Genomic DNA, 26227 nt, shown 5'->3' on the forward strand with positions numbered 1-26227 from the left:
GGTGAGGGCGTACGGGCAGGGGGCGCCCAAGCGCGGACAGGTGATGCTGTCGTACGTGCGCGCGGAGCTCTCGTACGGGAACGTGGTGTTCGCGTACGTGCGGGGGAAGCTCTCGCACGTGAAGGCGGTGCGGCCGTGCCGGATGGTGCGGCCGTGCCGGGTGGTGCAGCGTGCCGGGTGGTGCAGCCTTGCCGGTGGTGCGCGTCGGCCGTGGATCAGGTGATCAGGCCGGCGAGAACAGGTGGTCGCTGATGAGCCGGGCCGCGCCGATCACTCCGGCGACGGGCCCGAGCTCGCCCAGGACGATGGGCAGATTGCCGGTCGCGAGCGGCAGCGACTGGCGGTAGACCTGGGTACGGATCGCGGCGAGCAGGGTGTGGCCGAGTCCGGTCACCCCGCCGCCGATCACCACGAGACCCGGGTTGAAGAACGAGACGAGACCGGCGATGACCTGCCCGGTCCGGTTGCCGCCCTCACGGATCAGTTCGAGCGCCAGGGCGTCTCCGGCGGCCGCGGCGGCGGCCACGTCGGCTCCGCTGAGTCTGCCCTTGAAGCCCTCGGCCTCCAGGAGCGCGGCGAGTTCGGGCGAACGCCCCGACGTGGCCGCCTCCTCGGCGTCCCGGGCGAGGGCGGCGCCGCTGAAGTGGGCCTCCAGGCAGCCCCGGTTGCCGCAGGCGCAGGGCCTGCCGTCCGGTTCGACCTGGATATGGCCGATGTCGCCGGCCGATCCGGTCGTACCGCGGTAGACATCGCCGCCGACGACGATGCCGCAGCCGATACCGGTGCCGATCTTGATGCAGAGGAAGTCGTGCACACTGCGGGCGACGCCCGCGTGCTGCTCCCCCATCGCCATCAGGTTCACATCGTTGTCGACCATGACCGGGCAGCCGAGGTCCTGGCTGAGCGCCTCCCGTACGGGGAAGCCGTCCCATCCGGGCATGATCGGAGGCGCGACCGGCACGCCCTCGGGGAAGCGCACCGGACCGGGGACACCGATCCCGGCGCCGTCGAATCCTTCGGCGAGCCCCGAGGCCTTCAGCTTGGCGGCCATCGCGAGGACCTGCTCGAAGATCGCGACGGGTCCCTCGCGGACGTCCATCGGCTGGTTGACGTGGCCGAGAACCTCCAACTCCGCGTTGGTGACGGCCACGTCGACGGAGGTCGCGCCGATGTCCACGCCGAGGAAGCGCAGTTCCGGCGCGAGCCGGATGTTGTGGGAGCGGCGGCCGCCGCGCGAGGCGGCCAGGCCGTCGGCGACGACCAGACCGGTCTCGAGCAGACGGTCCACCTCGACGGCCAGTTTCGACCTGGACAGGTCGACCTGGTCGCCCAGTTGTGCCCGCGAGTTCGGCCCGCCGTCGCGCAGCAGTCGGAGCAGTCGCGCCTGGTGCGCGTTCGCGGGTCGAGCCGTCATCCGTCTCACGCCGCCCCTCCCGCCGTCATCCGGCATCCCTGGCTTTCGAGGGGAACGTAGCAGCGGTTGACCTGTGGGGGAAGAAGTTGCGCAGGAATCCAGTCCAACTTTCTCCACACACGGGACAAAGGGCGCTCGGTTCTCCGTGCGCCCGTGAGCGCAGTGGGCTGCAATCTGACGCTGCACACGTGCAGGAGAATGAGATCGTCAAGGTCACCTCGGCGCATGACAACCCGGTGACCCGTGGCAATCGCTGCATCAAGGGCCGCTTCGGCCACCAGCACGTACAGAACCGGGACTGATCACGACATGGGACGCGTCACGGAACGGCGCAGGGTCATCCGGGTGCGGGGCGGGCTTGTGTCCGCGCGCCCGGACACCCTGGTCGCCGAGGAGCCGCTGGAGATCCGGCTCAACGGGAAGCCGCTCGCCATCACGATGCGCACGCCGGGCGACGACTTCGCGCTCGCGGCCGGGTTCCTGGTGAGCGAGGGGGTGCTCGGGGCCGCGCAGGAGCTGCAGTCGATCGTGTACTGCGCGGGGGCGACCGAGGACGGCTCGAACACGTACAACGTGGTGGACGTCCGGACCGCTGCGGACGTGCCCCTGCCCGACATCACCCTGGAGCGCAACGTCTACACGACCTCGTCGTGCGGGCTGTGCGGCAAGGCCTCGCTCGACGCCGTACGCACCACCGCGCGGTGGCCGGTCGACGACACGCAGGGGGGCAGCGCTCCCCCGGTCCGTCTCGACCCCGAACTACTCGCCCGCCTCCCCGACCGGCTGCGGGAAGCACAACGGGTCTTCGACCGGACCGGGGGCCTGCACGCCGCCGCGCTGTTCACGACCGAAGGTGAACTTGTCGACATACGGGAGGACGTGGGGCGGCACAACGCGGTCGACAAGCTCGTCGGCCGGGCACTGCGGGAGGGGAACCTGCCGTTGTCGCGCTCGGTGCTCCTGGTGTCCGGACGCGCGTCCTTCGAACTCGCGCAGAAGGCCGTGATGGCGGGCATCCCGGTGCTCGCCGCGGTCTCCGCGCCGTCCTCGCTGGCCGTGGACCTCGCCGCGGAGACCGGGCTCACGCTGGTGGGTTTCCTGCGCGGAGAGTCCATGAACGTGTACGCGGGCGAGGAACGGATCGCCCTCGGGGACTGGGCCCCGAGGGGCTGAGGGGTGTCGCCTGCGGGGCCCGACGCCCCCTACAGTGCCTCGTCCACCCTTCGCAGATCGCGCAGCCAGGCCGCGGCCGTGCTGTCCGAAGGGGCCCGCCAGTCACCCCTGGGGGACAGCGAGCCGCCGTGGGAGACCTTCGGGCCGTTCGGCATCGCCGAGCGCTTGAACTGGGCGAAAGCGAAGTAGCGCTTGCAGAAGACCTCCAGCCAGTGGCGGATCTCCGGGAGGCCGTAGGCGACGTGGTCGGACTCCGGGAAGCCGGGCGGCCAGGCGCCCGCCTTCGCGTCGTGCCAGGCGTGCCAGGCGAGGAAGGCGATCTTCGAGGGGCGGAAGCCGTGGCGCAACACGTGGAAGAGCGTGAAGTCGTGCAGGGCGTACGGGCCGATCTTCGACTCCGTGGACTGCAGTTCCTCGCCCGGCACCAGCTCCGGGCTGATCTCCGTGTCCAGGACGGCCGTCAGGGTCGCGGAGGTCTCCGCGTCGAACTGTTCGCTGCTGACCACCCAGCGGATCAGATGCTGGATCAGGGTCTTCGGCACACCGGAATTCACGTTGTAATGGCTCATCTGGTCGCCGACCCCGTACGTGCACCAGCCGAGCGCCAGCTCGGACAGGTCTCCGGTGCCGAGCACGATGCCGCCGCGCTGGTTCGCGAGCCGGAAGAGGTAGTCGGTGCGCAGACCGGCCTGGACGTTCTCGAAGGTGACGTCGTAGACGGGCTCGCCCGCCGAGAACGGGTGGCCCATCTCGGAGAGCATCAGGCGTGCCGTCGGAGTGATGTCGAGTTCCGCGGCCGTCACCCCGAGCGCCTTCATCAGCCGGTGGGCGTTGCCCTTGGTGTGGTCGCCGGTCGCGAAGCCAGGCAGCGTGAAGCCGAGGATGTCGGCGCGCGGCCGCCCGGCCCGGTCCATGGCGCGGGCCGCCACGATCAGGGCGTGGGTGGAGTCGAGGCCGCCCGAGACCCCGATCACGATCTTCGGCTGGCCGATCGAGGCGAGGCGCTGCTGCAGACCGGCGACCTGGATGTTGTACGCCTCGTAGCAGTCCTGCGCGAGCCGCTCGGCATCGGCGGGCACGAACGGGTAGCGCTCCAGCCGCCGCTTGAGCCCCAGGTCCGAGGCCGGCGGATCGAGCCGGAAGCTGATCTCGCGGAAGTCCCCGGTACGGGCCTCGTGCACGCGCCGGTTGTCGTCGAAGGTGCCCATCCGCTGCCGTTCCTGGCGGATGAGGTCGAGGTCGACGTCCGCGACCGCACGCCGGTCGCCGTCCGGGAAGCGCTCGGTCTCGGCGAGCAGTGCCCCGTTCTCGTAGATCATCGTCTGGCCGTCCCAGGCCAGATCGGTGGTGGACTCCCCCGGTCCGGCGGCCGAGTAGACGTATGCGGCCAGGTAGCGCTGGGAGGCCGAGCGGCAGAGCAGCTTGCGGTCCTCCGCACGGCCGACGGTGATCGGGCTGCCGGAGAGGTTCACCAGGACGCTCGCCCCGGCCAGGGCGGCCTCGGCGCTGGGCGGTACCGGCACCCACATGTCCTCGCAGATCTCCGTGTGCACGACGAGCCCGGGCACGTCGGAGGCGGCGAAGAGCAGATCGGTGCCGAACGGCAGCTCCTCGTCCGCGATACGGATCGTGCCGCCGCGCTCGTCATCGCCGTCCGCGAGCTGCCGGCGCTCGTAGAACTCGCGGTAGTTCGGCGGATACGACTTCGGTACGACGCCGAGGATGCGGCCGCGGTGCACCAGGACCGCGCAGTTGTAGATGCGGTGGCGGTGCCGCAGCGGCGCGCCGACCACGAGCAGCGGCAGCAGTCCGGCGGATCCGGCGACGATCTCCGCGAGGGCGTCCTCGACCTGGTCGAGGACGACGTCCTGGAGGAGCAGGTCCTCGATCGAGTAGCCGGTGAGGGTCAGCTCGGGGAAGACGGCGACGGCCACGCCCTCCTCGTCGCACTGCCCTGCCTGGCGCAGCACTGCGGCGGCGTTGGCATGCGGATCCGCGATGTGCGTATGGCCGGTGCACGCGGCGATACGTGCGAAGCCCTGGCTGTAGAGGGACCAGAAGTTCAAGGCGCGCCTTCCTCGACGGACTCGACCGACTCGATGGCTCGACCGACTCGATGGCTCGGTTGCTCGGTGACTCGGTTGCTCGGTGACTCGGTTGCTCGGTGGTTCGGTGACTCGGTGGTTCGGTGACTCGGTGGTTCGCTCGTAGCGACACCGACACTCGGCGGCTCGCGGGCGAGCCGTCTCCATCCTCCCCCGGCCCGCCCGGCGGCCCCATCCGGGGGCACCCCGCTGAAGCAGGCGTGCGAATTCCCATGGACCCGGCCCGCGACAGGAGCTAGCGTCCCCTTCCATGTCCGACACGGGAAAGCCGAGCACGCGTTCCCTGCTGGTCATGGTGCTCGCGCTGGCCTGCGCGGCCGTGCTGCTCCTCGCCTGGCCGCAGGAGTACCGGCGCGCCACCGCGAACTGCACGCCGCGCACCGTCACCTCGTGGTCCCCGGACGGGAACACCACCGCCGAGTTCGCCCGCTACGGCAACGACGGCGCCCGCTCGGACGACTGGACCGGCGGCGACGGCACCCATTCGGTGCAGCTGCCCAACGAGCAGATCCTGTGGCTGTTCTCGGACACCTATCTGGGCCAGGTGCACCGCCCGCCGAACCTGCAGGGGCAGCGGTACGACTGGCGAGACCCCGTGTCCCCCTTCGTCCGCAACAGCGCGATCGTGATGGGGCCCGGGGGCCGCCTGGAGCGGACGCTGCCCAGCCCGCTGTTCCCCGATCCGGCTCCGCAGCAGTGGCGCTGGCCGGTGGCGGCGCAGGTGGAGCCGCGTTCCCCGGGCTCGTCCGCACAGGTCGTGCGCGTGGTGCTGTGGACGCGGGCGGCCTCTGAGGCGCCGTGGATCTACGGGGCACCGATCGCCACAGAGGTGGCGACGCTCTCGCTGCCCGACCTCCGCCTGGAGGGGATCGTCCGGATCTCGGACCAGAGCACCGTGCAGGATCCCGCGAAGCGCGTCGTCTACGGCACGACGGCCGTGCACCTGGACGGGTTCACGTACATCTACGGGGGCAACGACGGCAAGGCGGTCCGGCGCCCCGCCTCCCAGGCCTATCTCGCCCGGGCCCCCAGCGGTCGGCTGGCCGAGCCCGAGGCCTGGCGGTACTGGGACGGCGAGGGCTGGAGCGAGGCCGCGGCCGAGGCCAGGCCCGTGCTCGGGGACGGCGAGCGCAAGGGCGTGGGCAGTGCGTTCACGGTCGTGCGGCACGAGGGCACGTGGGTGCTGTTCACCATGGCCGCGGGGACGGAGGGGCTGCGCAGCATCACCTCGTACTGGTCCTGCACCCCGCAGGGCCCCTGGCACGGCCCGGGCGGGGACTTCCGGCCGCCGCTGCCACCGGATGCGGCGGAGCCGCAGAACACGGCCGCGTACAACCCGCAGGTGCATCCGGAGCTGGGCGGCGAGGGGCTGGCGCTGAGCTACGACGTGAACTGGCTGGACGCCACCCCGCAGGTGGCGGCCTCGCACATCACGCGGAACGTGTCGCTGTACCGGCCGCGGTTCGTGAGGCTGCACCTGGCGGAGCCGGAGTGACTCCGGGGCCCGCACGGCCGTCACCTTCCCGCCCCTGCGGCTCGCGTTCCCGCCCCTGCGGCTCGCGTTCCTGCGCCTCCGGGTCGCGCGAGCGCCGTTTGGCGATCACCGCGCAGACCATCAGCTGCATCTGGTGGAAGAGCATCAGCGGCAGCACGGCGAGGGAGGCATGCGCCCCGAAGAGGACGCTGGCCATGGGCAGTCCGCCGGCCAGGGACTTCTTGGAGCCGGCGAACTGGATCGCGATCCGGTCCGCGCGACCGAAGCCGAGCCGCTTGGCGCCGAACCAGGTGACGGTCAGCATCAGCGCGAGCAGTACGGCCTCGGCGCCGAGCAGGGCGAGCAGCCTGAGCGGGGTGACCTGGCTCCAGATCCCCTCGACCATGCCGAGGCTGAACGCGCTGTAGACCACGAGCAGGATCGCGCCGCGGTCCACATAGCCGAGCAGTCTGCGGTGCCGGGCGATGAACGGCGCGACCCAGCGCCGCAGCAGCTGCCCCGCGAGGAACGGGACCAGGAGCTGCAGCACGATCTTCACCACGGAGTCCGCGGAGAACCCGGCCTGCCCGCCGATCAGCACCGCCGCGAGCACCGGCGTCAGGAAGATGCCGATGAGCGAGGAGAAGGAGCCGGCGCAGATCGCGGCGGGCACGTTGCCGCGTGCGATGGAGGTGAAGGCGATCGAGGACTGCACGGTCGACGGCACCAGGGTCAGGAACAGGAAACCGCCGTAGAGCGCCGGGGTCAGGACATACGGCACAAGGCCCTTGGCGGCCAGACCGAGCAGCGGGAACAGCACGAACGTGCAGGCCACGACGGCCAGATGGAGCCGCCAGTTGCGCAGCCCGTCGAGCGCCTCATGCGTGGACAACCGCGCCCCGTAGAGAAAGAACAGGAGCGCCACGGCCGCCGTCGCTCCCCCGGAGGCGATGTCGGCGCCGGTCCCACGGGCGGGGAGCAGCGCGGCGACGCCCACGGTGCCCAGGAGCGCCAGGATATACGGATCGATCGGCGGGCGGGACAGCCAGGCGGGTCGTTTCACTTGCGGGAGACTCCTGAGTGCGGACGGCTCGTCGGTCGGGCCTTGCGGATCTTCGGGCACGGCTTCCGGATTTCCGGGCACGGCTTGTGATGCCTGTGGCGCTCCGGGCACGGGGTGCGCCTTCTTCCATCGTCCTCCCGATCACCGAAATCGGGAATCCGGCATACAGAACTGACTGTCATCACAGTTCGCGATAACCGTCTACGCTGGGCGCATGTACGACCCGGTGCACCTGCGGACCTTCCTCGCCGTCGCGCAGACCCTGAGTTTCACGCAGGCCGCGCGCCGCCTCACGCTGCGCCAGTCGACGGTCAGCCAGCATGTGCGGCGCCTGGAGGCGGCGACCGGGCGGGCGCTGTTCACGCGCGACACACACAGCGTCGAGCTGACGGAGGACGGCGAGGCGATGCTCGGCTTCGCCCGCTCGATCCTGGAGGCGCACGAGCGGGCGAGCGCGTTCTTCGCGGGCACGCGGCTGCGCGGACGGCTGCGCTTCGGGGCCTCGGAGGACTTCGTGCTCACGCGCCTGCCGGAGATCCTGGAGACCTTCCGGCATGAGCATCCCGAGGTGGATCTGGAGCTGACGGTCGAACTCTCCGGCACGCTGCACCAACAGCTCGCGGACGGCGCGCTCGACCTGGTCCTCGCCAAGCGGCGGGCCGACGACCGGCACGGCGAGATGGTCTGGCGCGACGAGATGGTCTGGCGCGACGAGCTGACGTGGATCGGTGCACCCGGGCTGCGCCTGGAGCAGGGCCGCCCGGTGCCGCTGATCCTCTATCCCCCGCCGGGGATCACCCGCGCCCGCGCCCTGGACGTCCTGGAGCGCCAGGGCCGCGCGTGGCGCATCGCCTGCACCAGCGGCAGCCTCAACGGCCTGCTCGCGGCGGCCCGCGCGGGGCTCGGCGTGATGGCGCACGCGCGCGGTCTGATGCCGCCCGGCCTGGTACGCGTACGGGGCGGGGGGCTGCCCGAACTGGGCGCCGTCGACTTCGTACTCCTCGAGGGGCGCCACCGCCGGGCCGGAACACAGGAGGCGGCGCGGGCGCTCGCCACGGCGATCCTGGCGAGCGGGGACCGGCTGCGCAGCCGCGGGTGAGGGGGTTGCGGTGACCGTGCCGTACACATTCGGTGGAGATCACGGCACCGATACTTACCGCTGAGTCAGTAATCTGCCCCCGTTCTCCCGCCTTGTGACCCCATTCAGGGGGGCTGACCTGGGCGTATCACCCTGTGGACGGCGATGGAACGCCCTCTCCCGCGAAGCCCTCGTCTGGGGTACGTTCGCGGCGCACCACGGAGCGCCACAAGGAGAACCACTTGCGCGAGTTCACCTCACCTCCCCTGGAGCCCTCGGCGCCCGCGGTGGGCGGCCTGGCAGACGCCGTGTTCGAGCACGCCCGGAAGGACCCGCTGCACATCGCGCTCGGCCGCAAGGTGGGCGGGCGGTGGGTGGACGTGACCTCGGGCGAGTTCTGCGCCGAGGTCCTCGCGCTGGCCAAGGGGCTGCTCGCGCAGGGCGTACGGTTCGGCGACAAGGTCGCCGTCATGTCCCGTACGCGCTACGAGTGGACGCTCTTCGACTTCGCGCTGTGGACCATCGGCGCGCAGGTGGTGCCGGTCTATCCGACGTCCTCGGCCGAGCAGGTCTTCTGGATGCTGCACGACGCGCAGGTCTCGTCCTGTGTCGTGGAGCACGAGGACCACGCGATGACAATCGGTTCGGTGATCGACCGGCTGCCCGCCCTGGAGCGCCTGTGGCAGCTGGACGCCGCCGCGGTGGCCGAACTCACCGCGGCCGGGGAGCACGTCGACGACGACGTGGTGCACCGGCACCGGCGGGCCGTGACACCCGATTCGGTCGCCACCGTGATCTACACCTCGGGCACCACGGGCCGGCCGAAGGGCTGTGTGCTCACCCATGCCAACTTCATGTTCGAGTGCGACACCATCGCGGGCCGCTGGGAGCCGGTCTTCCACAGCAAGCCCGGCGACGAGCCCTCGACGCTGCTCTTCCTGCCGCTCGCGCATGTCTTCGGGCGGATGGTGCAGGTGGCCGCGGTGCGTGCGAGGGTCAAGTTCGGGCATCAGCCCGAGCTGAGCGCGGCGGCCCTGCTGCCGGATCTCGCGGCCTTCCGGCCGACGTTCTTCCTCGCCGTGCCGTACATCTTCGAAAAGATCCTCCACGCCTCGCGCCGCAGAGCCGAACTGGAGGGAAAGGCAGGCCCGTTCGACAAAGCCGTGGACTGTGCGGTGAAGTACGCGGAGGCCCAGGAGCACAAGGCCTTCGGGCTCGGCCCCGGCCCTTCGACGGCACTGCGGATGCAGCACTCGCTCTTCGACAGGCTCGTCTACGCCAAGCTCCGCGAGGCCATGGGCGGCCGGGTGCGGCACGCGATGTCGGGCGGCTCCGGCATGGACCGCAGGCTCGGCCTGTTCTACGCGGGTGCGGGCGTGCACATCTTCGAGGGCTACGGGCTCACCGAGTCCACGGCCGCCGCGACCGCGAACCCGCCCGAGCGCACCCGCTTCGGCACGGTCGGCCGGCCGCTGCCCGGCACGACGGTCCACATCGCGCAGGACGGTGAGATCTGGCTGCACGGCGGCCATGTCTTCCAGGGCTACCTCGGCAACCCCAGGGCCACCGGCGCCGCCCTGCAGGACGGCTGGCTTTCGACGGGGGACATCGGCGCGCTCGACGAGGACGGCTATCTGACGATCACCGGGCGCAAGAAGGAGATCCTGGTGACCTCAGGCGGCAAGTCCGTCTCGCCCGCGCAGCTGGAGGAGCGGGTGCGCGACCATCCGCTGGTGGCACAGTGCCTCGTGGTCGGCAACGACCGGCCCTACATAGCGGCCCTCGTCACCCTCGACCCGGAGGCCGTGGACCACTGGCTGAGCATGCGAGGCAGGTCGGCGCTCGCACCCGAGGAGCTCGTGCACGACACGAGCCTGGAGACGGAGGTGCGGCGGGCCGTCGTGGCCGCCAACACCCTGGTGTCGCAGGCCGAATCCATTCGTACGTTCCGCATACTGGCCCGCCAGTTCTCCGAGGAGCACGGCCTGCTCACCCCGTCCCTGAAGCTCAAGCGCAAGGCCATCGAGGAGGCCTACGCCGCCGAGGTCGAGGCGCTCTACGAGGGCTGAGCCGCCCCCGCACCCCGCGCTGACCACACGCGACAACCCATGATCAGTCCATGCGCTGCGGCACCCGCCCACTCTTGACGGATCATCAATTGGCGATGCGTCAGTTATTGACGGTTCGTCAGGTCACCCACAGAATGCGGTGACTTCGACGGAGGGACAGGGCCGTGTTGCGACCGTTCCGCGCCATCGCAGCAGCGTCTGCAGCGCTGCTGCTCGCCACTGCGTGCAATTCCGCTTCCCACTCGACCGACGACCCGGGGAGTCCGGGCAAGGGGGCGACGGTACGGGGAGTGACCGACGACTCCATCAAGGTCGGCGGCATCGTCTCCATGACCACCGCGAGCGGCTACAGCAAGAAGGACACCGACCTGGGCGCCAGGGCCCGCTACGACCGCGCCAACGAAGAGGGCGGGATCAACGGCCGTACGATCGAGTACATCGGCGCCGAGGACGACGGTCAGGACTCCGGCAGGAACCTCGCCGCCGCCCGCAAGCTCGTCCAGCAGGACAAGGTCTTCGCCGTCTCGCCGATGAGCTCGGTGACCTTCTCCGGCGCCGACTTCCTCCAGGAGAACAAGGTGCCCACCTTCGGCTGGGGCACGGTCCCGCAGTTCTGCACCAACTCCTACATCTACGGCTTCAACGGCTGCCTCGTGCCCATGCCGGGCGGCACCATCACCCAGTCCTGGCCCGAAGGCCTGGGGCACGTCCTGGGCGGTACGGAAGGCAAGTCGGTGGCGATCCTCGCCAATGACAACGACGCCGGCACCTTCGGTATACGCACCTACAAGCAGGGCTTCGCGGCCGCCGGTTTCGAGGTGGCGTACGCGAAGGCCGCCGTGCCCGCGACCTCCACGCCGAACGACTGGTCCGCTTACACCAAGGAGATCCTGCGCGCCGACGGCGGCAAGGCTCCCGACGTCGTCGTCTCCGTGATGCAGACCCCGTACAACATCGGCCTGTTCACCGCACTCAAGCGCGCCGGATACAAGGGCGTGCTGACCGACCCGACGGACTACGACCCGGGTCTGCTCGCCAAGGAGACGACCGCGCAGGCCCTCGACGGTGTCCATGTGCTGCTCTCCTTCGAGCCCTTCGAATCGGGCAGTGCGCAGATGGAGCAGTTCAAGAAGGACATCCGCAAGGCCGCGGGCAAGGACGTGCCGCTCAACATGCACATGCTGACCGGCTACATGTCCGCCGACTACTTCCTCGCCATCGCCGAGAAGGCCGGCAAGGACCTGACCGTGGAGTCCTTCCAGAAGGCCGCCGCCGCCTACGCGGACACCGGCACCATCGTCGGCGACCGTTCGGGACCGCTGGGGCAGAAGGAGGCGTTCGGCTGCGGGGCGCTCGTGCAGCTGAAGGACGGCAGCTACGAGGTGTCGGCGCCGTTCAAGTGCTACGAACCGATCCCGTTCCAGTAGGGGCCCCGTCCATGGCTGACCTCCTTGGCTTCGTGCTGAGCGGTCTGGTCTCGGGTGCCCTGTACGCCCTGCTCGCGACCGGGCTCGTCCTGTCCTACTCGGCCTCCGGGCTCTTCAACTTCGCCCACGGTGCCACCGCCTACCTGTGCGCGCTCGGCTTCTACGAACTGCACTCGGGCTTCGGCTGGCCGGCGATACCGACCGCGCTGCTCATCATCCTCGTCTGCGCGCCCGCACTCGGCTGGGGTCTTGACCGGCTGATGTTCCGCAAGCTGGCCCGGGTCGGCGAGACGGCGCAGATCGTCGCCACGATCGGTCTGCTCGTCGCGCTGCCCGCGCTCGGCCTGTGGGTGGTCGACCTCCTGCAGGAGGCGGGCGCTTCGGTGAAGCCCGCGGAGAACCAGTTCGGGCTGCCCGGGGTGGGGCCCTCTCCCGCCATCTTCTGGCAGCCGATGGACGGCGTCGGCATCGACTCCGACCAGCTCATCACCTGGGTGACGACCGCGGTGGTCGCGGTGGGCCTGTGGATCCTGATGCGGCACACCCCGCTGGGACTCAGACTGCGCGCCTCGGTGGACAACCGTTCCCTCGTGGAACTGCGCGGCATCAGCGCCGACCGGCTCTCCTCACTCGCCTGGATGCTGTCCTCGGGCCTGGCCGGTCTCGCGGGTGTGCTCGCCGTTCCGCTGCTCGGCCTGTCCTCACACGATTTCACCCTCTTCCTCTTCGTCTCCGCGACCGCCGCCGTGCTCGGCCGCTTCCTGTCCATCCCGCTCGCCTTCGCGGGCGGCCTCGGGCTCGGGGTGCTGCAGAACCTGGTCGCGGGCTACGCCTCCTTCGCGGACGACATCACCGGCTTCCGTACCGCCGTACCCTTCCTGATCCTCTTCGCCGGGCTCCTGATCCTGACCCGGCGGCAGCGGACGGCGGGGACCGCGGCGGCGGACGCACCGCCGATCGACTACCTGGCGGGCAAATCGTGGATCCGCAGATGGGGGCCGTGGGCGGCGGCCGCCGTGCTCCTCGCGCTCGCCTTCTACACCGTCACCACCCCCTTCTGGAGCGGGATCCTCGCCCAGGGCCTCGCGATCTCCCTCGTGTTCATCTCGTTCACCGTGGTCACGGGCCTGGGCGCGATGGTCTCGCTCGCCCAGGCCACCTTCGTCACCGGCTCGGCCCTGACGGCGGGGCTGCTGATGAGCCACGGCTGGCCGTTCATCGGGGCGGCCCTCGTCGGCACCTGCGTGGCGGCCGCCCTCGGCGCACTGGTCGCGCTGCCCGCGCTGCGGCTCGGCGGACGCTCCCTCGCGCTCGCCACACTCGCGCTGGCCTTCCTCGCGGACCAGGTGCTGTTCCAGATGGGCTGGCTGCGCAACGGCGACACCGGCTGGGAGATCCCCCGCCCCGTCTTCGGGCCCGTCGACCTCACGGACGACCGGGCGATGGGCGTCGCCATGGTGGTCCTGGTCGTGGCGGCGATCGCCGCGGTCAGCGCGCTGCGCCACTCGCCCTCCGGGCGCGCGATGCTCGCGGTGCGGTCCGCGCCCGCTGCGGCGATGGCCTCCGGCGTCTCCGTCGTGCGTACGAAGCTGATGCTGTTCACGCTGTCCGCCGGGCTCGCGGGCTTCGGCGGCGTCATGTACGCCTCCTACCAGACCCGGATCACCGCCACCGACTTCACCGCGATGACCGGTCTCATCTGGCTCGCGGTGGTGGTCGCGGCCGGGGTGCGCAGAGCGCAGTTCGCGGTCGTGGCCGGGCTCGTCTTCGCCGTCATGCCGCCGCTGATCAGCGACTACGTCACCGAGTCCACGCATCTGCCGGTCATCCTGTTCGGTCTGGCCGGCCTCGCGCTCGCCAACGATCCGGACGGGTACGCGGCGGCGGTGTCCGTACGCCGGCACCGGCGCAGGGCAGCCGCGTCCGCCGACGCCGCGTCGCCCGGCGGCCACCCGGTCGAGTCCCCGGCCGTGACCGGGGACGACGGCGCGCTGCAACTGCGGGGCGTACGCGCCGGATACGACGGTGCGCCCGTCCTCACCGGCGTCGACCTCACGGTGCGCCCCGGCGAGATCCTCGCGCTGCTCGGCCCCAACGGGGCCGGGAAGTCGACCACGTGCAAGGTCGCCGCCGGGCTGCTGCCCGCGCAGGGCGGCACGGTGTACGTGACCGGGCGCGATGCGACACGGCACGGTGCCGTACGGCGTGCGCGGGCCGGAGTGGTCCTGGCGCCCGAGGGCCGGGGCATCTTCCCCTCGCTCACCATCGAGGAGAACCTGGCGCTGCACCTGCCGGACAAGGCGGGCCGGGAAGCGGTCTACACCCGCTTCCCGCGCCTCGCGGAACGGCGCCGGGTGCCGGCGGGGGCCCTGTCGGGCGGCGAACAGCAGATGCTCGCCCTCGCGCCGCTCCTGCAGTCCCCGCCGAGGGTCCTCATCGCCGACGAGCCCTCCCTCGGCCTGGCGCCCCGGGTGGTCGACGAGGTCTTCCAGCTCCTCACCGAACTGCGCGACGCGGGAACGGCGCTGCTCCTGGTGGAGGAGAAGGCCGCGGAGATCCTGGGCGTCGCCGACACGGTGGCCTACCTCTCCCAGGGCAGGGTGACCTGGTGCGGCCCACGCTCCCAGGTCCGGGCGGAACGGCTCGCGGAGGCGTACCTGGGGATCGCGGAACGTGAAGGCCCCGGGGGGCCGGGGGCGGCGGTCGGGGAGCCTGGTCCCGGAACCGGCCCGGAAGGCTCCGGAGGTCCGGGGGCCGCGGCCGGTGGCCGGGATCCCGGGGGCGAGCCGGGCGGGTCCGGGGATTCGACGGAGGTGGTCAGGCCGTGACGGAGTACCTGCTGGAGGCATCCGGCATCGGCGTGCGGTTCGGCGGGATCACAGCGCTCGCCGACGTCTCGCTCGGGATCGCGCCCGGCGAGGTCTGCGGCCTCATCGGGCCGAACGGCGCGGGCAAGACCACCCTGTTCGACGTGGTCTCCGGAATCCGCCGGCCGGACGAGGGCCGGGTGCTGCTCGACGGCACCGACATCACCCGCCGCTCCCCCGTCTGGCGGGCACGGCACGGAATGCGCCGCACCTTCCAGCGCCAGCAGCTGTTCGGACAGCTCACCGTGGCCGACAACCTGCTCGTCGCCCAGGAATGGCGCGGCGGTGGCGGCGGCCTCGCCGCCGACCTCGTGGCCTCACCGACCCGCCGCACGCGGGAGGCGGCCCGCCGCGAACGGGCCGCGGACGTCCTCCGCTCCTGCGGCCTCGACCAGCTCGCCGGGGACTACGCGGGCGCCCTGCCGGTGGGCCGCGCGCGCATGGTCGAACTCGCCCGCGCACTCGCCGACCCGCCGCGGGCCCTGCTCCTCGACGAGCCGGCCTCGGGCATGACGGCCGAGGAGCGCGGCCAACTCGCCGCCGTGATACGTCATCTGGCGCAGGTGGAGGGCTGCGCGGTCCTCCTCGTCGAACACAACGTGGCCTTCGTCATGGAACTCTGCGCCCGCGTGGTCGTCCTCGACCTGGGCACGGTCCTGGCCGAGGGCCCGGCACCGGAGGTCCGCGCAGACCCGAGGGTGAGGGAGGCCTACCTGGGCACGGCAGTCTGAACTGCCCCGCCACCCCGACTCCGCGGCCCCGCCGGTGTTCGAGGCGATCCGAGCGGTGCCCGGATGCAGGGGTCTCCGGGGCGGAGCCCTCGGTTTCGGGGGTCTCCGGGGAGGTGGGGCCCCCGGTTTCGGGAACGAGCTGGGCGGGGAGAGAATCAAATCCACGGGCCGCGGGAATGGATCACACCCCAGCCCGGTTGGGCAAGGACGTACCACCCCACCACGTAAGGATCAAGAGCCCGTGAGCAAGGTCCCCACCCTCACCCTCAACACCGGCGCCCCGATGCCCCAGCTCGGCTTCGGCGTCTGGCAGGTGCCGGACGACGAGGCCACCAGGGCAGTCGGCACCGCCCTGGAGGCCGGGTACCGCAGCATCGACACGGCCGCCATCTACGGCAACGAACAGGGCACCGGCAAGGCACTCACCACCTCCGGCATCCCCCGCGATGAACTCTTCGTCACCACAAAGCTGTGGAACACCGAGCAGGGCCACGACTCCACCCTCAAGGCCTTCGACGCCTCACTGGACAGGCTGGGCCTCGACTATGTCGACCTGTACCTGATCCACTGGCCGGTCCCCGCCAAGGACCTGTACGTGGAGACGTACAAGGCCTTCGAGCAGATCCACGCCTCCGGCCGCGCCAAGGCCATCGGCGTCTCGAACTTCACGGCCGAGACCCTGGAACGCCTCCTGGACGAGACCTCCGTCGTCCCGGCGCTCAACCAGATCGAGCTGCACCCGCAGCTCCAGCAGTCCGAGCTGCGCGCCCTGCACGCCAAGCACGGCATCGCCACCGAGGCCTGGTCGCCGCTCGGCTCCGGCAAGGGTCTCCTGGAGGTCCCGACGATCGTCGCGGTCGCGCAGAAGCACGGCCGCACCCCCGCGCAGATCGTGCTGCGCTGGCACCTGCAGCTCGGCAACATCGTGATCCCGAAGTCCGTCACGCCTTCGCGTATCGCCGAGAACATCGACGTCTTCGACTTCGAGCTGGACGACGAGGACCTCACGGCACTCGCCGCCCTCGACGAGGGCAAGCGCCTGGGCCCGGATCCGGCCGTCTTCACCGGAGCCTGATTCCCTCGGCACTCCGTTCAGCCGCCGTCCCCCGCAGCAGCGGGGGGCGGCGGCTGAGTTGTCCGCACGGCGCATCACCCCGCATCCACGTACCCGAGCATCCCGATACGTCCCTATTCCTTCCCATGTCCCGCGTTCCCTTCTGCCGACAGCAGAACGCTCCGCCACGCCACCCGGGCCCCGCCCGCCTAGCCTGGAGAGGTGAGCAGCCACGAGAACGCGCCGGACAACGCCCGTGTCATCCAGCTGAGGCCCGGACCGCGGGCCACGGAACGGCCTGGGGGGCGGCCCGCCCCCCAGGCCGCCCCGCCCAGGGAGCCGCTCTGGCGCGACCTGGTCGGCGACGTACTGCGCCGTGAACGCCTCGCGCAGGAGCGGACGTTGAAGGACGTGGCGGAACAGGCGCGGATCTCGATGCCGTATCTCTCCGAGGTGGAGCGCGGCCGCAAGGAGGCCTCCTCCGAGGTGCTCGCCGCCGCGGCCCGCGCTCTGGGCCTGAGCCTCGCCGAGCTGCTCGGCCGGGTGCAGGGCGAGATCATCAAGCTCACCGCAGTCACCTCGGCGGCCGCGTCCCGTACGGTCACGAGCGTCTCCGCCGTCACCTCCGCGGCGCCCGCGCGCTCCGCCACGAACGTCTTCGCACCGGCCCGGGGCGAGGTCCGCCTCGCGGCCTGACCTCGCCCCCCTCACACCCTCGTTCCCGCATGCCCGCATCCCCGCATCGGCCGTTCAGGCCGCCGAGACCATCCGGCGGCTCAGGACCTCGTCCGCGAGCCCGTACGCGACGGCCTCTTCGGCGGTGAACACCTTGTCGCGGTCCATGTCGGCCCGCAGGGTGCTCACCTCGTGCGGGGTGTGCCGGGCGAGGACCTCCTCGACCTGTTCGCGGATCCGCACCATTTCCTTTGCCTGCAGGGCCAGATCGGAGACCGTGCCCTGCGAGCCGCCCGCGGCCGGCTGCCCGAGCAGCACCCGGGCGTGTTCGAGGACGAAGCGCCGGCCCGGGTCGCCGCCCGCGAGCAGGACGGCGGCGGTGGAGGCGGCCTGACCCACGCAGTACGTGGCGATCGGCGCGGTGATGTACGACATCGTGTCGTAGATCGCCATGAGCGAAGTGAACGATCCACCGGGCGAGTTGAGGTAGATGGCGATCTCCCGCTCGGGCGCCGAGGACTCCAGATGGAGCAGCTGCGCGATGACGACGTTCGCCACGCCGTCGTCGATCTCCGTGCCGAGGAAGATGACCCGCTCGGAGAGCAGCCGACTGTAGATGTCGGAGACCCGCTCGCCCTGGGCGGTGCGTTCGATGACGCTCGGAATCGTGTACTGACCCATGCTCAGACTCCCAGTCCCATACGAGGCTTCGTGCTCTTCGGCCGTACGTCGTCGAGGGAGTCGAGCACATGGTCGACCATCCCGTACTCCTTGGCCTGTTCGGCCGTGAACCAGCGGTCGCGGTCGCCGTCCCGGGCGATGGTCTCGGCGCTCTGCCCGGTGTGCTCGGCCGTGAGCCGTTCCATGGTCTGCTTCATATACGCCAGATTCTCGGCCTGGATCGCGATGTCGGAGGTCTGCCCGCCGATACCCGCGGAGGGCTGGTGCATCATGATCCGCGCGTTCGGCAGCGCGTAGCGCTTGCCGGCGGTGCCGACGCAGAGCAGGAACTGGCCCATGCTGGCGGCGAATCCCATGGCGAGCGTCGAGACGTCGTTGGGGATCAGCCGCATCGTGTCGTAGATCGCGAGCCCGGCGTGCACGGAGCCGCCGGGGCTGTTGATGTACAGGCTGATGTCGGTGCGGGAGTCCTCGGCGCTCAGGAGCAGCAGCTGCGCACAGACCCGGTTGGCCGAGACCTCGTCGACCTGGGTGCCGAGGAACACGATGCGCTGGCTGAGCAGTTGGGCGGCGAGGTGGTCGTCGTAGCGGCTGGGCGGGGTGTCTCCGTCGGCTGCGTACGGGAACATCGCTCCTCCTTACGGTGGTGGGCTGCCGTGTCACTCCACCTTCGGCGCACTCGGGCGCCGCCGTAAGAGATCTTGGCCCTGGGCAGATCTGCCCAGGGCAGAGCACCGGCTCCTGCTCCGCGAGCCCGGCTGCTCCTGCGCGAGCCCGGCTGCTAACGCACGAGCCCGGCTACTTCCGCACGAGCCCGGCTACTTCCGCGCGAGCCCGGCTACTTCCGCGCGAAGTGCGCGGTCTGCGCGCCGAGTACGAAGATGTCGTCGCGGTGGTGGACGCTCAGTTCGTCCTCGGGGTCGACGAGACGGTCGAGGGCCGCGAGGTCCACCGCGTCCAGGTGCTCGCCGAGCATCTCGCGGCTGCGGGTGAAGGTGTCCGCGATGTGCGCGCGGACCTCGGCGGTGGGCGGGGCGGGCAGGTCGATGAGGTAGCTGCGGGTGGTGGCGGGGCGCAGGCCGGCCGCGGCGAGGAGGGCGGGCCAGTCCTCGGTCTCGCGCTTGGCGTCGTGCAGGGAATCGCGCATCTCGTTGAACCAGTTGTCCCTGACGACCTCGATGCGGTTCTCCAGGCCCGGGCGGCCGAAACCGAAGTCCCTGGGCAGGAAGCGGGTGGAGAGGCCGCCTTCGAGCAGGACGAGCGTGCCGCCGGGGGCCAGGGTGGCGGCGAGGCGGGTGAGGGCGGCCTGCTGGTCGCCCATGTGGTGCAGGGACTGGCCGAGCCAGACGAGGTCGGCCGGGGGGAGGCCGTCCAGCCCCTCGGGGAGTTCGGCCAGGTGGGTGCGGACCCGGGCGTCGAGGCCCTTGGCCTTGGCCCGCTCCTGGGCCCGCTCCAGGAGTGCGGGGGCGGCGTCCACCGCGTACGTCTCGGCCTTCGGAAAGGCCTCGGCGAGGCGGCAGGTGAGGATGCCCGGGCCGGATCCGGCGTCGATGATGCGGGCGGGATCCTGGGTGAGGAGGCCGGTCCTCAGGTCCTGGATGATCTGGGTGTACTGCGGGGCGAACACGGAGGCACGCTGTTCGAGGGCCTCGGCCATGGTGGACCAGTCGTGGTCCTTGCTGTGGTGGGTGGGGCCGTGGGTGTCGTGCGTGTCGTGTCCGCCGTGGGTGCCGTGTCCGTGATGTGTCATGTCCGCCTCCGCAAGCTCCGGGTCCGTCTGCCGGTCCCGCCAGGGTGGGCTCCGGTTCCGCCGGACGGCAAGCGCGCTTGCGGTTCCGGCAACTTTTCCCCCACCCCGCCCCCTTCCCGAAACCGGGGGGCTCCGCCCCCGGACCCCCCTTGGGGCTTCGCCCCCTGCCCCCCCCATCGCGCTCAACGCGCTCGTCCTCAAACGCCGGCGGGATGGGGGAAGATCAACCGGCCGCAGCCGGGACGTCGCCGCTGTCTCGCACCAGAGCCACCACCCGGAACCTCGGATCCCCACGGGGCTCGTCCGGGGACGGGAGGTGCTCCATCCGGGAGGCCAGAGCCTCCAGCCCCGCTCCCCGCAGCGCCAGCGACTTCGCGAACCACCCCCGGCGTAGATCGCGCGCCACACCACGGGGCGTACGGCCCTGACCGTGACCGTCGAAGGCGGTCTCGGCCGGAAACGCCAGCCCGTGGGAGCGGCCCAGGCCGAGGACGTGGTCTCTCTCATCCGTGATCCGGCCTCCGCGGTGCGGGCCGAGCAGCGCGTCGATGTCCGAGCCCGTGTCGTGGCCCGCGACCTTGTCGACCGTGGCGACAAGCACCCCGCCGGGCCGCAGCACCCGCGCGCATTCGGCGATCACGGGCGCGGCGTCCGGCACCAGATGCAGCAGCCAGACCGCGGTCACCGCGTCGAACGTGGCATCAAGGAAGGGGAGCCGGGTGCCGTCGCCGCGGACGACCGCTCCGGGCAGCCGCTCGGCGGCCCGCGCCGTCATGCCGAACGCCGGGTCCACGCCCACGACTTGCCGACCAGGCGCGGTCAGTCTCTCGGTCACGATGCCCGTGCCGCAGGCCAGGTCCAGAAGGCGGCCGGTCCGTTCCGGCAGCAGTTCCCGTATCGCCGCGGCGCATGCCTCGGCCCGCGGGACGCCGCCCCGGGTGCGGTCGTAGTGGGCCGCTTCGGTTGTGTAGTCCAGCATTCACTTCGCCCCGTGACCGCCGGCCAGCGCCTCGACGCGTTCGGCGAGACCGAAGTCGAGGGCGGTCAGGGCGCCGCCCGCGCTGTGGGTGTTCACGGAGAGGGCGACCGTGTTGTAGCCGAGGGTGAGGTCCGAGTGGTGGTTCAGCTCCTCCTGCACCTGGGCGATGTGGACCACCATCGCGGTGGCCGCGAAATGCGAGCCGAGGCGGTACGAGCGGGTGAGGCCTGCCTCGGTCGCGGACCAGCCGGGCAGGTCGCGCAGGCGGTCATCGATGTCCTGCTGCGAGAGCGGTTCGGCAGACATCACGTACTCCTTGCGAAGGTGGGGATCACAGCACGTCCGGTCGGTTTCAGCCTGCCACAGACCTGCGGCGAGGGATGCTTCGGCGTTCGCGGATGCCTTACTGTCGGCGTATGACCAACGGGGTGGGGCCGCTGCTCAAAGCCTGGCGCGGGGAGCGGCGCATCAGTCAGCTGGAGCTTGCGCTGCGGGCCGGTTCGTCGGCGCGGCACATCAGCTTCGTGGAGACGGGCCGCTCACGGCCGAGTGAGGAGTTCCTGCTCCATATCGCCGAGCAGCTGGATGTTCCGGTGCGGGAGCGGAACGCGCTGCTGCTTGCCGCCGGTTACGCCCCGCACTACCGGGAGACCCCGCTGGACGAGCTCGGCACCCTGCGGGAGGGCCTCGAACAGCTGCTGCGCGGCTACGAGCCGTATCCCGCGCTGATCGTGGACGCCACGTACAACGTCGTCGCCGCCAATCGCGGGATCGCGATGCTCCTTGACGGGCTCGACGAGGAGCTGCTCGCGCCCCCGCTGAACGCGATGCGGCTCACCCTGCATCCGCGCGGCCTCGCACCGAGGATCCGCAATCTGGCGGAGTGGCGCGGTCATCTGCTGCACCAGATGGAGCGGCAGATCGCGCTGCGCCGTTCGGATGCGCTGCGCGATCTGTACGGGGAGGTGGCGGCGTATCCGGTGGCGGATCCGGGCGAGAGCGCGGTCGACGACTCGCCCGTCGCGTTCGTCGCCCTGCCGCTGCTCATCGAGCACGAGGGGCGGACTCTGTCGTTCGTCTCCTCGATCTCGACGTTCAACACGCCCATGGATGTGACGGTCGCCGAGCTGGCCATCGAGACGCTGCTCCCGGCCGACCCGGCGACGGTCAAGTATCTGCAGTCGCTGCTGCCCTGAGCCGGGCCTCAGCTCCTGGTCATGCTCAGCTCCTGGTCATGACCAGGAGCTGAGCATCGCCTTCAGGGCGGTGTACTGAAGCGCGGCGAACGCCGCCACGGTGGCGGCCTGCAGAACGATCCACACCGCGCCCACGGTGCTCGGCTCGAACCAGAGCAGCAGGGCGAGCAGACTCAGCACGGCCCACGCCAGATTGACCTCGACGACGGCCCGTACGGGCAGCACGGACGGCTGCCGTCGGGCGGCGATCAGGCCGACCCCGGCGGCGTAGGCGATCAGGGTGAGTCCGAGGCCGAGCAGCAGCCCCGGGCCGAGGCCGAGGAACCGCCCGAGCGGGCCGGAGGCCACGGCGTAGGCGAGTCCGTTGCCTCCGGTGACGACGGCATCGAGACCGAGGAACAGCCGGAGCGCCGCACGCGGCTCACGGCTACGCAGCAGGCCGGTGGTGGGGACCATGGACGAAGCGGACATGCGATCAACCTCCGACGCCGAAACGAGCACTTGGGCCGGCCGCCGGGAGGGAGTGCGCCGCCCCGGTGGCCGGTGGGTCCACCATGTCCCGCGGGCGGCGGGGCGGTCGATTACCTGCGGGGTAATGGCCGTGCGCACCGGGTGGCCGGCGGTCGGCCGCCGGGTGCCTGACGCCGTACCGGTCGCTCCCGGCGGCCGGGCCACCGCCCGTACGGCCCCCGTCGGCATGTGGTGCCCCACCAGCGGAATTACCGTCGCCTCAGGCGTGGCCGCCAGCGACAGGCGGTCCGCACGCGACACCCGTGCCCGCACGCGCCGACCGAGGGAGCCGAGCGGTGACCGACCCCGTGACCGAGCCGGGCGCCGCGCTGCTGCGCGCCGGGAGGTTCTTCCGGCGCGGCGAGGCCGCACCCGATCAGCACAGCGTGCAGTTGAAGGGCGGCCGACAGGCCGACGCCTTCTACCGGGACCGCTGGAGCCACGACAAGGTCGTGAACTCCACGCACGGCGTGAACTGCACCGGTTCCTGCCGCTGGAAGGTGTACGTCAAGGACGGCATCATCACCTGGGAAACCCAACAGACGGACTATCCGAGCGTCGGCCCGGACCGCCCGGAGTACGAGCCCCGCGGCTGCCCGCGGGGTGCCGCGTTCTCCTGGTACACGTACTCGCCGACGCGGGTGCGCTATCCGTATGTCCGCGGGGTGCTCCTGGAGATGTACCGGGAGGCGAAGGCACGGACCGGTGACCCGGTGCTTGCCTGGGCCGATGTTCAAAACGATCCGGAGCGGCGACGAACCTACCAGCGGGCCCGCGGCAAGGGCGGTCTGGTGCGGGCGTCCTGGGACGAGGCCCTGGAGATCGTGGCGGCCGCGCATGTGCACACCGTCAAGGAGCACGGTCCGGACCGCATCGCCGGTTTCTCGCCGATCCCGGCGATGTCGATGGTCTCGCATGCGGCGGGCGCCCGGTTCATGAGTCTCATCGGCGCGCCGATGCTGAGTTTCTACGACTGGTACGCGGATCTGCCGGTCGCATCCCCGCAGGTCTTCGGCGACCAGACCGACGTACCGGAGTCGGGCGACTGGTGGGACGCCGCGTATCTGATGATGTGGGGTTCGAACGTCCCGGTGACCCGTACCCCGGACGCGCACTGGATGGCGGAGGCCCGCTACCGCGGCCAGAAGGTCGTCGTGGTGGCGCCGGACTACGCGGACAACGCGAAGTTCGCCGACGAGTGGCTGCACCCGCATCCGGGCACGGACGCGGCGCTCGCGATCTCCATGGGGCATGTGATCCTCAGGGAGTTCTTCGTCGAGAGGAAGACGGAGTTCTTCGACGACTACGTGCGCCGGTACACCGATCTGCCGTTTCTGGTGACGCTGACCGAGAACGACGGCGGGTACGTTCCCTCGAAGTTCCTGCGGGCCTGCGATATCGGGCAGGGCGGAGAGGGAGCCGAGTGGAAGACCGTCGTCCTCGACGAGAACACCGGTCAGCCGGCCGTCCCCAACGGTTCGCTGGGTTTCCGCTGGACGGAGTCCGGCAAGGGCAGGTGGAATCTCGAGCTGGGCGGGATCGCTCCGCGGCTCTCGTTCCATGGCGCCGAGTTCGCGACGGGTGTCCCGGTCAGGCTGCCGCGCTTCGACACCGAGGGCGGTGAGCACGGCCAGGGACGCGGCGAGGTCCTCACCCGCGGGGTCCCGGCGACGCGGCTCGGCAGCCAGGACGGGCCGCTCGTCACCACGGTCTTCGATCTGCTGCTCGCGCAGTACGGCGTCGGCCGTGAGGGCCTGCCCGGCGACTGGCCCGAGTCCTACGAGGACGCGCGCACCCCCGGCACCCCGGCCTGGCAGGAGGCGCACACCTCGGTGCCCGCCGCGCAGGCCGTGAAGATCGCCCGGGAGTTCGCGCGGACCGCGGAGAAGTCCCGCGGCCGCTGCATGATCCTGATGGGCGCGGGCACGAATCACTGGTTCCATTCGGAGCAGATCTACCGCTCCTTCCTCGCCCTGCTGCAGCTGACCGGCTGCCAGGGCCGCAACGGCGGCGGCTGGGCGCACTATGTCGGCCAGGAGAAGTGCCGCCCGTCGACCGGCTGGGCGACCCTGGCGGGCGCCGGTGACTGGGGCAGACCGCCGCGGCAGATGATCGGCGCGGCGTACTGGTTCCTCAACACCGACCAGTGGCGTTATGACAAGTTCCGGGCCGATGTGCTCGCCTCGCCGCTCGGTGAGGGCCGTTTCGAGGGGATGACGGGCGCGGACTGCCTGGCCCAGTCGGCACGTTCGGGCTGGATGCCCTCGTATCCGACCTTCGACCGCAACCCCCTGGAGCTCGGCGAGGGCGAGGATCCGGTGGGGCGTGCCGTCTCCGAACTGAAGGCGGGCACCCTGAAGTTCGCCTGCGAGGACCCGGACGCGCCCGAGAACTGGCCGCGGGTGGTCACGCTGTGGCGGGCCAACCTGCTGGGCTCCTCCGCGAAGGGCGCCGAGTACTTCACCAAGCACCTGCTCGGCACGCACTCCTCGCTGCGCGCCGAGGAGGCCGGTCCCGAGGTGCGGCCGCGCGATGTGAAGTGGCATGAGGAAGCTCCCGAGGGGAAGCTCGACCTGCTGCTGTCCCTGGACTTCCGGCAGACCTCGTCCACGCTCCTGTCGGATGTGGTGCTGCCCGCCGCCACCTGGTATGAGAAGCACGATCTGTCGACCACGGACATGCACCCGTATGTGCACTCCTTCACCCCGGCCGTGAACCCGCCGTGGCAGGCACGCACCGACTTCGACACCTTCCTGGGGCTCGCCCGCAGGTTCAGCGAGCTGGCCCGCGACCATCTGGGCACCCGCAAGGACCTGGTGGCGACGGCGCTGCAGCACGACACACCGGGCGAGATGGCCCAGCCGGGCGGGGTGGCGCTCGACTGGAGACGCGGCGAGTGCGAGCCGGTGCCGGGCAGGACACTGCCGAATCTGGCGGTGGTCGAGCGGGACTACGCGGCGGTCGGTGAGAAGTTCGCGGCGCTCGGGCCGCTGGTGGAGAAGCTGGGCCTGCCCGCGAAGGGCATCGCGCTCAGACCCGGCCAGGAGGTCGAGGAGCTGAAGCAGCGCAACGGTACGGTGCGCGGCGGCCCGGCGGACGGGCGGCCGCTCCTCGACACCGCGGTCAAGGCGGCCAATGCGATCCTGGCGCTGTCCGGTACGACCAACGGCCGGCTCGCCACGCAGGGCTTTCGCACCCTGGAGGAGCGCACCGGGCAGGAGATGGCGCAGCTGGCCGCGGAGTCGGAGGGCAAGCGGGTCACGTACGCGGACACGCAGGCCGCGCCCGTTCCCGTGATCACGAGCCCGGAGTGGTCCGGCAGTGAGTCCGGCGGCCGGCGCTACACCGCGTTCACTCTCAACACCGAGCATCTCAAGCCCTGGCACACCCTGACGGGGCGCCAGCACTTCTTCCTCGACCACGACTGGATGCACGAACTCGGCGAGGCGCTGATCGGCTACAAGCCGCCGCTGGACATGCACCGCCTGTTCGGTGAGCCGCGGCTCGGCGCGGACGGCCACAAGGAGGTCACCGTCCGCTATCTGACCCCGCACAACAAGTGGTCGATCCACTCCGAGTACCAGGACAACCTCTTCATGCTGTCGCTCTCGCGCGGCGGCCAGAACATCTGGATGTCCCCGCAGGATGCCGAGGCGATCGGGGTGCGGGACAACGACTGGATCGAGGCGGTCAACCGCAACGGTGTGGTCGTGGCCCGCGCGGTCGTCTCACACCGGATGCCGCAGGGCACGGTGTACATGCACCATGCGCAGGAGCGCACGGTCGGCGTCCCGAAGACGGAGACCACCGGCAGGCGCGGCGGAATCCACAACTCGCTCACCAGGGTCCTGATGAAGCCCAGCCATCTCATCGGCGGCTACGCCCAGCTGTCCTGGGCCTTCAACTACCTCGGCCCGACGGGCAACCAGCGTGACGAGGTCACGGTCATCCGTCGCCGTTCGCAAGATGTGGAGTACTGAG

The 26227-nt window shown here is 70.9% G+C and carries 20 protein-coding genes and 1 pseudogene; 12 read left to right on the top strand and 9 right to left on the bottom strand.

Annotation, left to right across the window (positions count from 1 at the left end; genetic code table 11):
* Positions 1–223: 223 nt before the first annotated feature.
* Complete coding sequence (locus ACLF6P_RS26455; RefSeq protein WP_415953567.1) at positions 224–1414, bottom strand: ROK family transcriptional regulator; 1191 nt, start codon at positions 1412–1414, stop codon at positions 224–226.
* A 162-nt stretch (positions 1415–1576) separates the two neighbouring features.
* Between ACLF6P_RS26455 and ACLF6P_RS26460 the strand changes: the two are divergent.
* Positions 1577–1716: pseudogene (locus ACLF6P_RS26460) on the top strand (2Fe-2S iron-sulfur cluster-binding protein); the annotation flags it as partial.
* A 7-nt stretch (positions 1717–1723) separates the two neighbouring features.
* Entirely contained in the window at positions 1724–2587 is an 864-nt protein-coding gene (gene fdhD, locus ACLF6P_RS26465) for a formate dehydrogenase accessory sulfurtransferase FdhD (protein WP_415953568.1), read from the top strand.
* Between the two features lie 29 nt (positions 2588–2616).
* Here fdhD and ACLF6P_RS26470 read toward each other — a convergent pair whose 3' ends face one another.
* The gene (locus tag ACLF6P_RS26470) at positions 2617–4653 is read right to left on the bottom strand and encodes an NAD(+) synthase (protein WP_415953570.1); all 2037 of its coding nucleotides are present in this window, start codon (positions 4651–4653) and stop codon (positions 2617–2619) included.
* Between the two features lie 289 nt (positions 4654–4942).
* Here ACLF6P_RS26470 and ACLF6P_RS26475 point away from each other — a divergent pair, with 289 nt between their 5' ends.
* Positions 4943–6187: a DUF4185 domain-containing protein gene (locus tag ACLF6P_RS26475; RefSeq protein WP_415953571.1), complete on the top strand. Its 1245-nt coding sequence runs from the start codon at positions 4943–4945 to the stop codon at positions 6185–6187.
* Here ACLF6P_RS26475 and ACLF6P_RS26480 read toward each other — a convergent pair.
* On the bottom strand, positions 6123–7229 hold the full coding sequence (locus ACLF6P_RS26480) for a bile acid:sodium symporter family protein (protein WP_415953572.1): 1107 nt from the start codon (positions 7227–7229) through the stop codon (positions 6123–6125). The genes ACLF6P_RS26475 and ACLF6P_RS26480 overlap by 65 nt on opposite strands.
* Positions 7230–7443: 214 nt before the next feature.
* On the opposite strand from ACLF6P_RS26480, the gene ACLF6P_RS26485 reads away from it, so the two are divergent.
* The 7 genes from ACLF6P_RS26485 to ACLF6P_RS26515 all read left to right on the top strand — a co-directional run bounded on the left by ACLF6P_RS26485 (position 7444) and on the right by ACLF6P_RS26515 (position 17151).
* Complete coding sequence (locus ACLF6P_RS26485) at positions 7444–8328, top strand: LysR substrate-binding domain-containing protein (protein ID WP_415953574.1); 885 nt, start codon at positions 7444–7446, stop codon at positions 8326–8328.
* A gap of 221 nt (positions 8329–8549) precedes the next feature.
* Positions 8550–10376, top strand: coding sequence for an AMP-dependent synthetase/ligase (locus ACLF6P_RS26490; RefSeq protein WP_415953576.1), 1827 nt, complete (start codon positions 8550–8552; stop codon positions 10374–10376).
* A gap of 164 nt (positions 10377–10540) precedes the next feature.
* Complete coding sequence (locus tag ACLF6P_RS26495) at positions 10541–11803, top strand: ABC transporter substrate-binding protein (protein WP_415953577.1); 1263 nt, start codon at positions 10541–10543, stop codon at positions 11801–11803.
* Positions 11804–11814: 11 nt separating this feature from the next.
* Positions 11815–14631 carry an ABC transporter permease subunit gene (locus ACLF6P_RS26500; RefSeq protein ID WP_415953579.1) on the top strand — a complete coding sequence of 939 codons (2817 nt, stop codon included), beginning with the start codon at positions 11815–11817 and terminating at the stop codon, positions 14629–14631.
* Positions 14628–15401: an ABC transporter ATP-binding protein gene (locus ACLF6P_RS26505; RefSeq protein WP_415953581.1), complete on the top strand. Its 774-nt coding sequence runs from the start codon at positions 14628–14630 to the stop codon at positions 15399–15401. The genes ACLF6P_RS26500 and ACLF6P_RS26505 overlap by 4 nt, the downstream gene beginning before the upstream one ends.
* Before the next feature lie 241 nt (positions 15402–15642).
* Positions 15643–16476 carry an aldo/keto reductase gene (locus tag ACLF6P_RS26510; protein ID WP_415953583.1) on the top strand — a complete coding sequence of 278 codons (834 nt, stop codon included), beginning with the start codon at positions 15643–15645 and terminating at the stop codon, positions 16474–16476.
* A 201-nt stretch (positions 16477–16677) separates the two neighbouring features.
* Positions 16678–17151, top strand: coding sequence for a helix-turn-helix domain-containing protein (locus tag ACLF6P_RS26515; RefSeq protein WP_415953584.1), 474 nt, complete (start codon positions 16678–16680; stop codon positions 17149–17151).
* Between the two features lie 54 nt (positions 17152–17205).
* Here the strand turns inward: ACLF6P_RS26515 and ACLF6P_RS26520 are convergent, their stop codons facing one another.
* The 5 genes from ACLF6P_RS26520 to ACLF6P_RS26540 form a co-directional block, all read right to left on the bottom strand.
* Positions 17206–17811 carry a ClpP family protease gene (locus ACLF6P_RS26520; RefSeq protein WP_415953586.1) on the bottom strand — a complete coding sequence of 202 codons (606 nt, stop codon included), beginning with the start codon at positions 17809–17811 and terminating at the stop codon, positions 17206–17208.
* Positions 17812–17813: 2 nt separating this feature from the next.
* Positions 17814–18440 (bottom strand): ClpP family protease, encoded by a 627-nt coding sequence (locus ACLF6P_RS26525; RefSeq protein WP_415953588.1) that lies wholly within the window; start codon positions 18438–18440, stop codon positions 17814–17816.
* A gap of 209 nt (positions 18441–18649) precedes the next feature.
* Positions 18650–19561, bottom strand: coding sequence for a class I SAM-dependent methyltransferase (locus ACLF6P_RS26530; RefSeq protein WP_415953590.1), 912 nt, complete (start codon positions 19559–19561; stop codon positions 18650–18652).
* Positions 19562–19784: 223 nt separating this feature from the next.
* A complete protein-coding gene (locus tag ACLF6P_RS26535) occupies positions 19785–20540 on the bottom strand; it encodes a class I SAM-dependent methyltransferase (protein ID WP_415953592.1) in 756 nt (251 codons plus the stop codon).
* Positions 20541–20846, bottom strand: coding sequence for a 4a-hydroxytetrahydrobiopterin dehydratase (locus tag ACLF6P_RS26540; protein WP_415953593.1), 306 nt, complete (start codon positions 20844–20846; stop codon positions 20541–20543). It lies immediately after the preceding gene.
* Between the two features lie 110 nt (positions 20847–20956).
* Between ACLF6P_RS26540 and ACLF6P_RS26545 the strand changes: the two genes are divergently transcribed.
* A complete protein-coding gene (locus tag ACLF6P_RS26545; RefSeq protein ID WP_415953595.1) occupies positions 20957–21736 on the top strand; it encodes a helix-turn-helix domain-containing protein in 780 nt (259 codons plus the stop codon).
* A 36-nt stretch (positions 21737–21772) separates the two neighbouring features.
* Here the strand turns inward: ACLF6P_RS26545 and ACLF6P_RS26550 are convergent, their stop codons facing one another.
* The gene (locus ACLF6P_RS26550) at positions 21773–22207 is read right to left on the bottom strand and encodes a hypothetical protein (RefSeq protein ID WP_415953597.1); all 435 of its coding nucleotides are present in this window, start codon (positions 22205–22207) and stop codon (positions 21773–21775) included.
* A 335-nt stretch (positions 22208–22542) separates the two neighbouring features.
* Here ACLF6P_RS26550 and ACLF6P_RS26555 point away from each other — a divergent pair, with 335 nt between their 5' ends.
* Complete coding sequence (locus ACLF6P_RS26555) at positions 22543–26226, top strand: nitrate reductase subunit alpha (RefSeq protein WP_415953598.1); 3684 nt, start codon at positions 22543–22545, stop codon at positions 26224–26226.
* The last annotated feature ends 1 nt before the right edge of the window (position 26227 follow it).

The sequence above is a fragment of the Streptomyces lothianensis genome (assembly GCF_047779955.1).
Lineage (GTDB): Bacteria > Actinomycetota > Actinomycetes > Streptomycetales > Streptomycetaceae > Streptomyces.

Coding starts and splice junctions, on each gene's coding strand:
- ACLF6P_RS26525 (WP_415953588.1), bottom strand. CDS start 18,440: ATGTTCCCGTACGCAGCCGACGGAGACACCCCGCCCAGCCGCTACGAC.
- ACLF6P_RS26455 (WP_415953567.1), bottom strand. CDS start 1,414: ATGACGGCTCGACCCGCGAACGCGCACCAGGCGCGACTGCTCCGACTG.
- ACLF6P_RS26520 (WP_415953586.1), bottom strand. CDS start 17,811: ATGGGTCAGTACACGATTCCGAGCGTCATCGAACGCACCGCCCAGGGC.
- fdhD (WP_415953568.1), top strand. CDS start 1,724: ATGGGACGCGTCACGGAACGGCGCAGGGTCATCCGGGTGCGGGGCGGG.
- ACLF6P_RS26535 (WP_415953592.1), bottom strand. CDS start 20,540: ATGCTGGACTACACAACCGAAGCGGCCCACTACGACCGCACCCGGGGC.
- ACLF6P_RS26550 (WP_415953597.1), bottom strand. CDS start 22,207: ATGTCCGCTTCGTCCATGGTCCCCACCACCGGCCTGCTGCGTAGCCGT.
- ACLF6P_RS26500 (WP_415953579.1), top strand. CDS start 11,815: ATGGCTGACCTCCTTGGCTTCGTGCTGAGCGGTCTGGTCTCGGGTGCC.
- ACLF6P_RS26485 (WP_415953574.1), top strand. CDS start 7,444: ATGTACGACCCGGTGCACCTGCGGACCTTCCTCGCCGTCGCGCAGACC.
- ACLF6P_RS26540 (WP_415953593.1), bottom strand. CDS start 20,846: ATGTCTGCCGAACCGCTCTCGCAGCAGGACATCGATGACCGCCTGCGC.
- ACLF6P_RS26530 (WP_415953590.1), bottom strand. CDS start 19,561: ATGACACATCACGGACACGGCACCCACGGCGGACACGACACGCACGAC.
- ACLF6P_RS26475 (WP_415953571.1), top strand. CDS start 4,943: ATGTCCGACACGGGAAAGCCGAGCACGCGTTCCCTGCTGGTCATGGTG.
- ACLF6P_RS26545 (WP_415953595.1), top strand. CDS start 20,957: ATGACCAACGGGGTGGGGCCGCTGCTCAAAGCCTGGCGCGGGGAGCGG.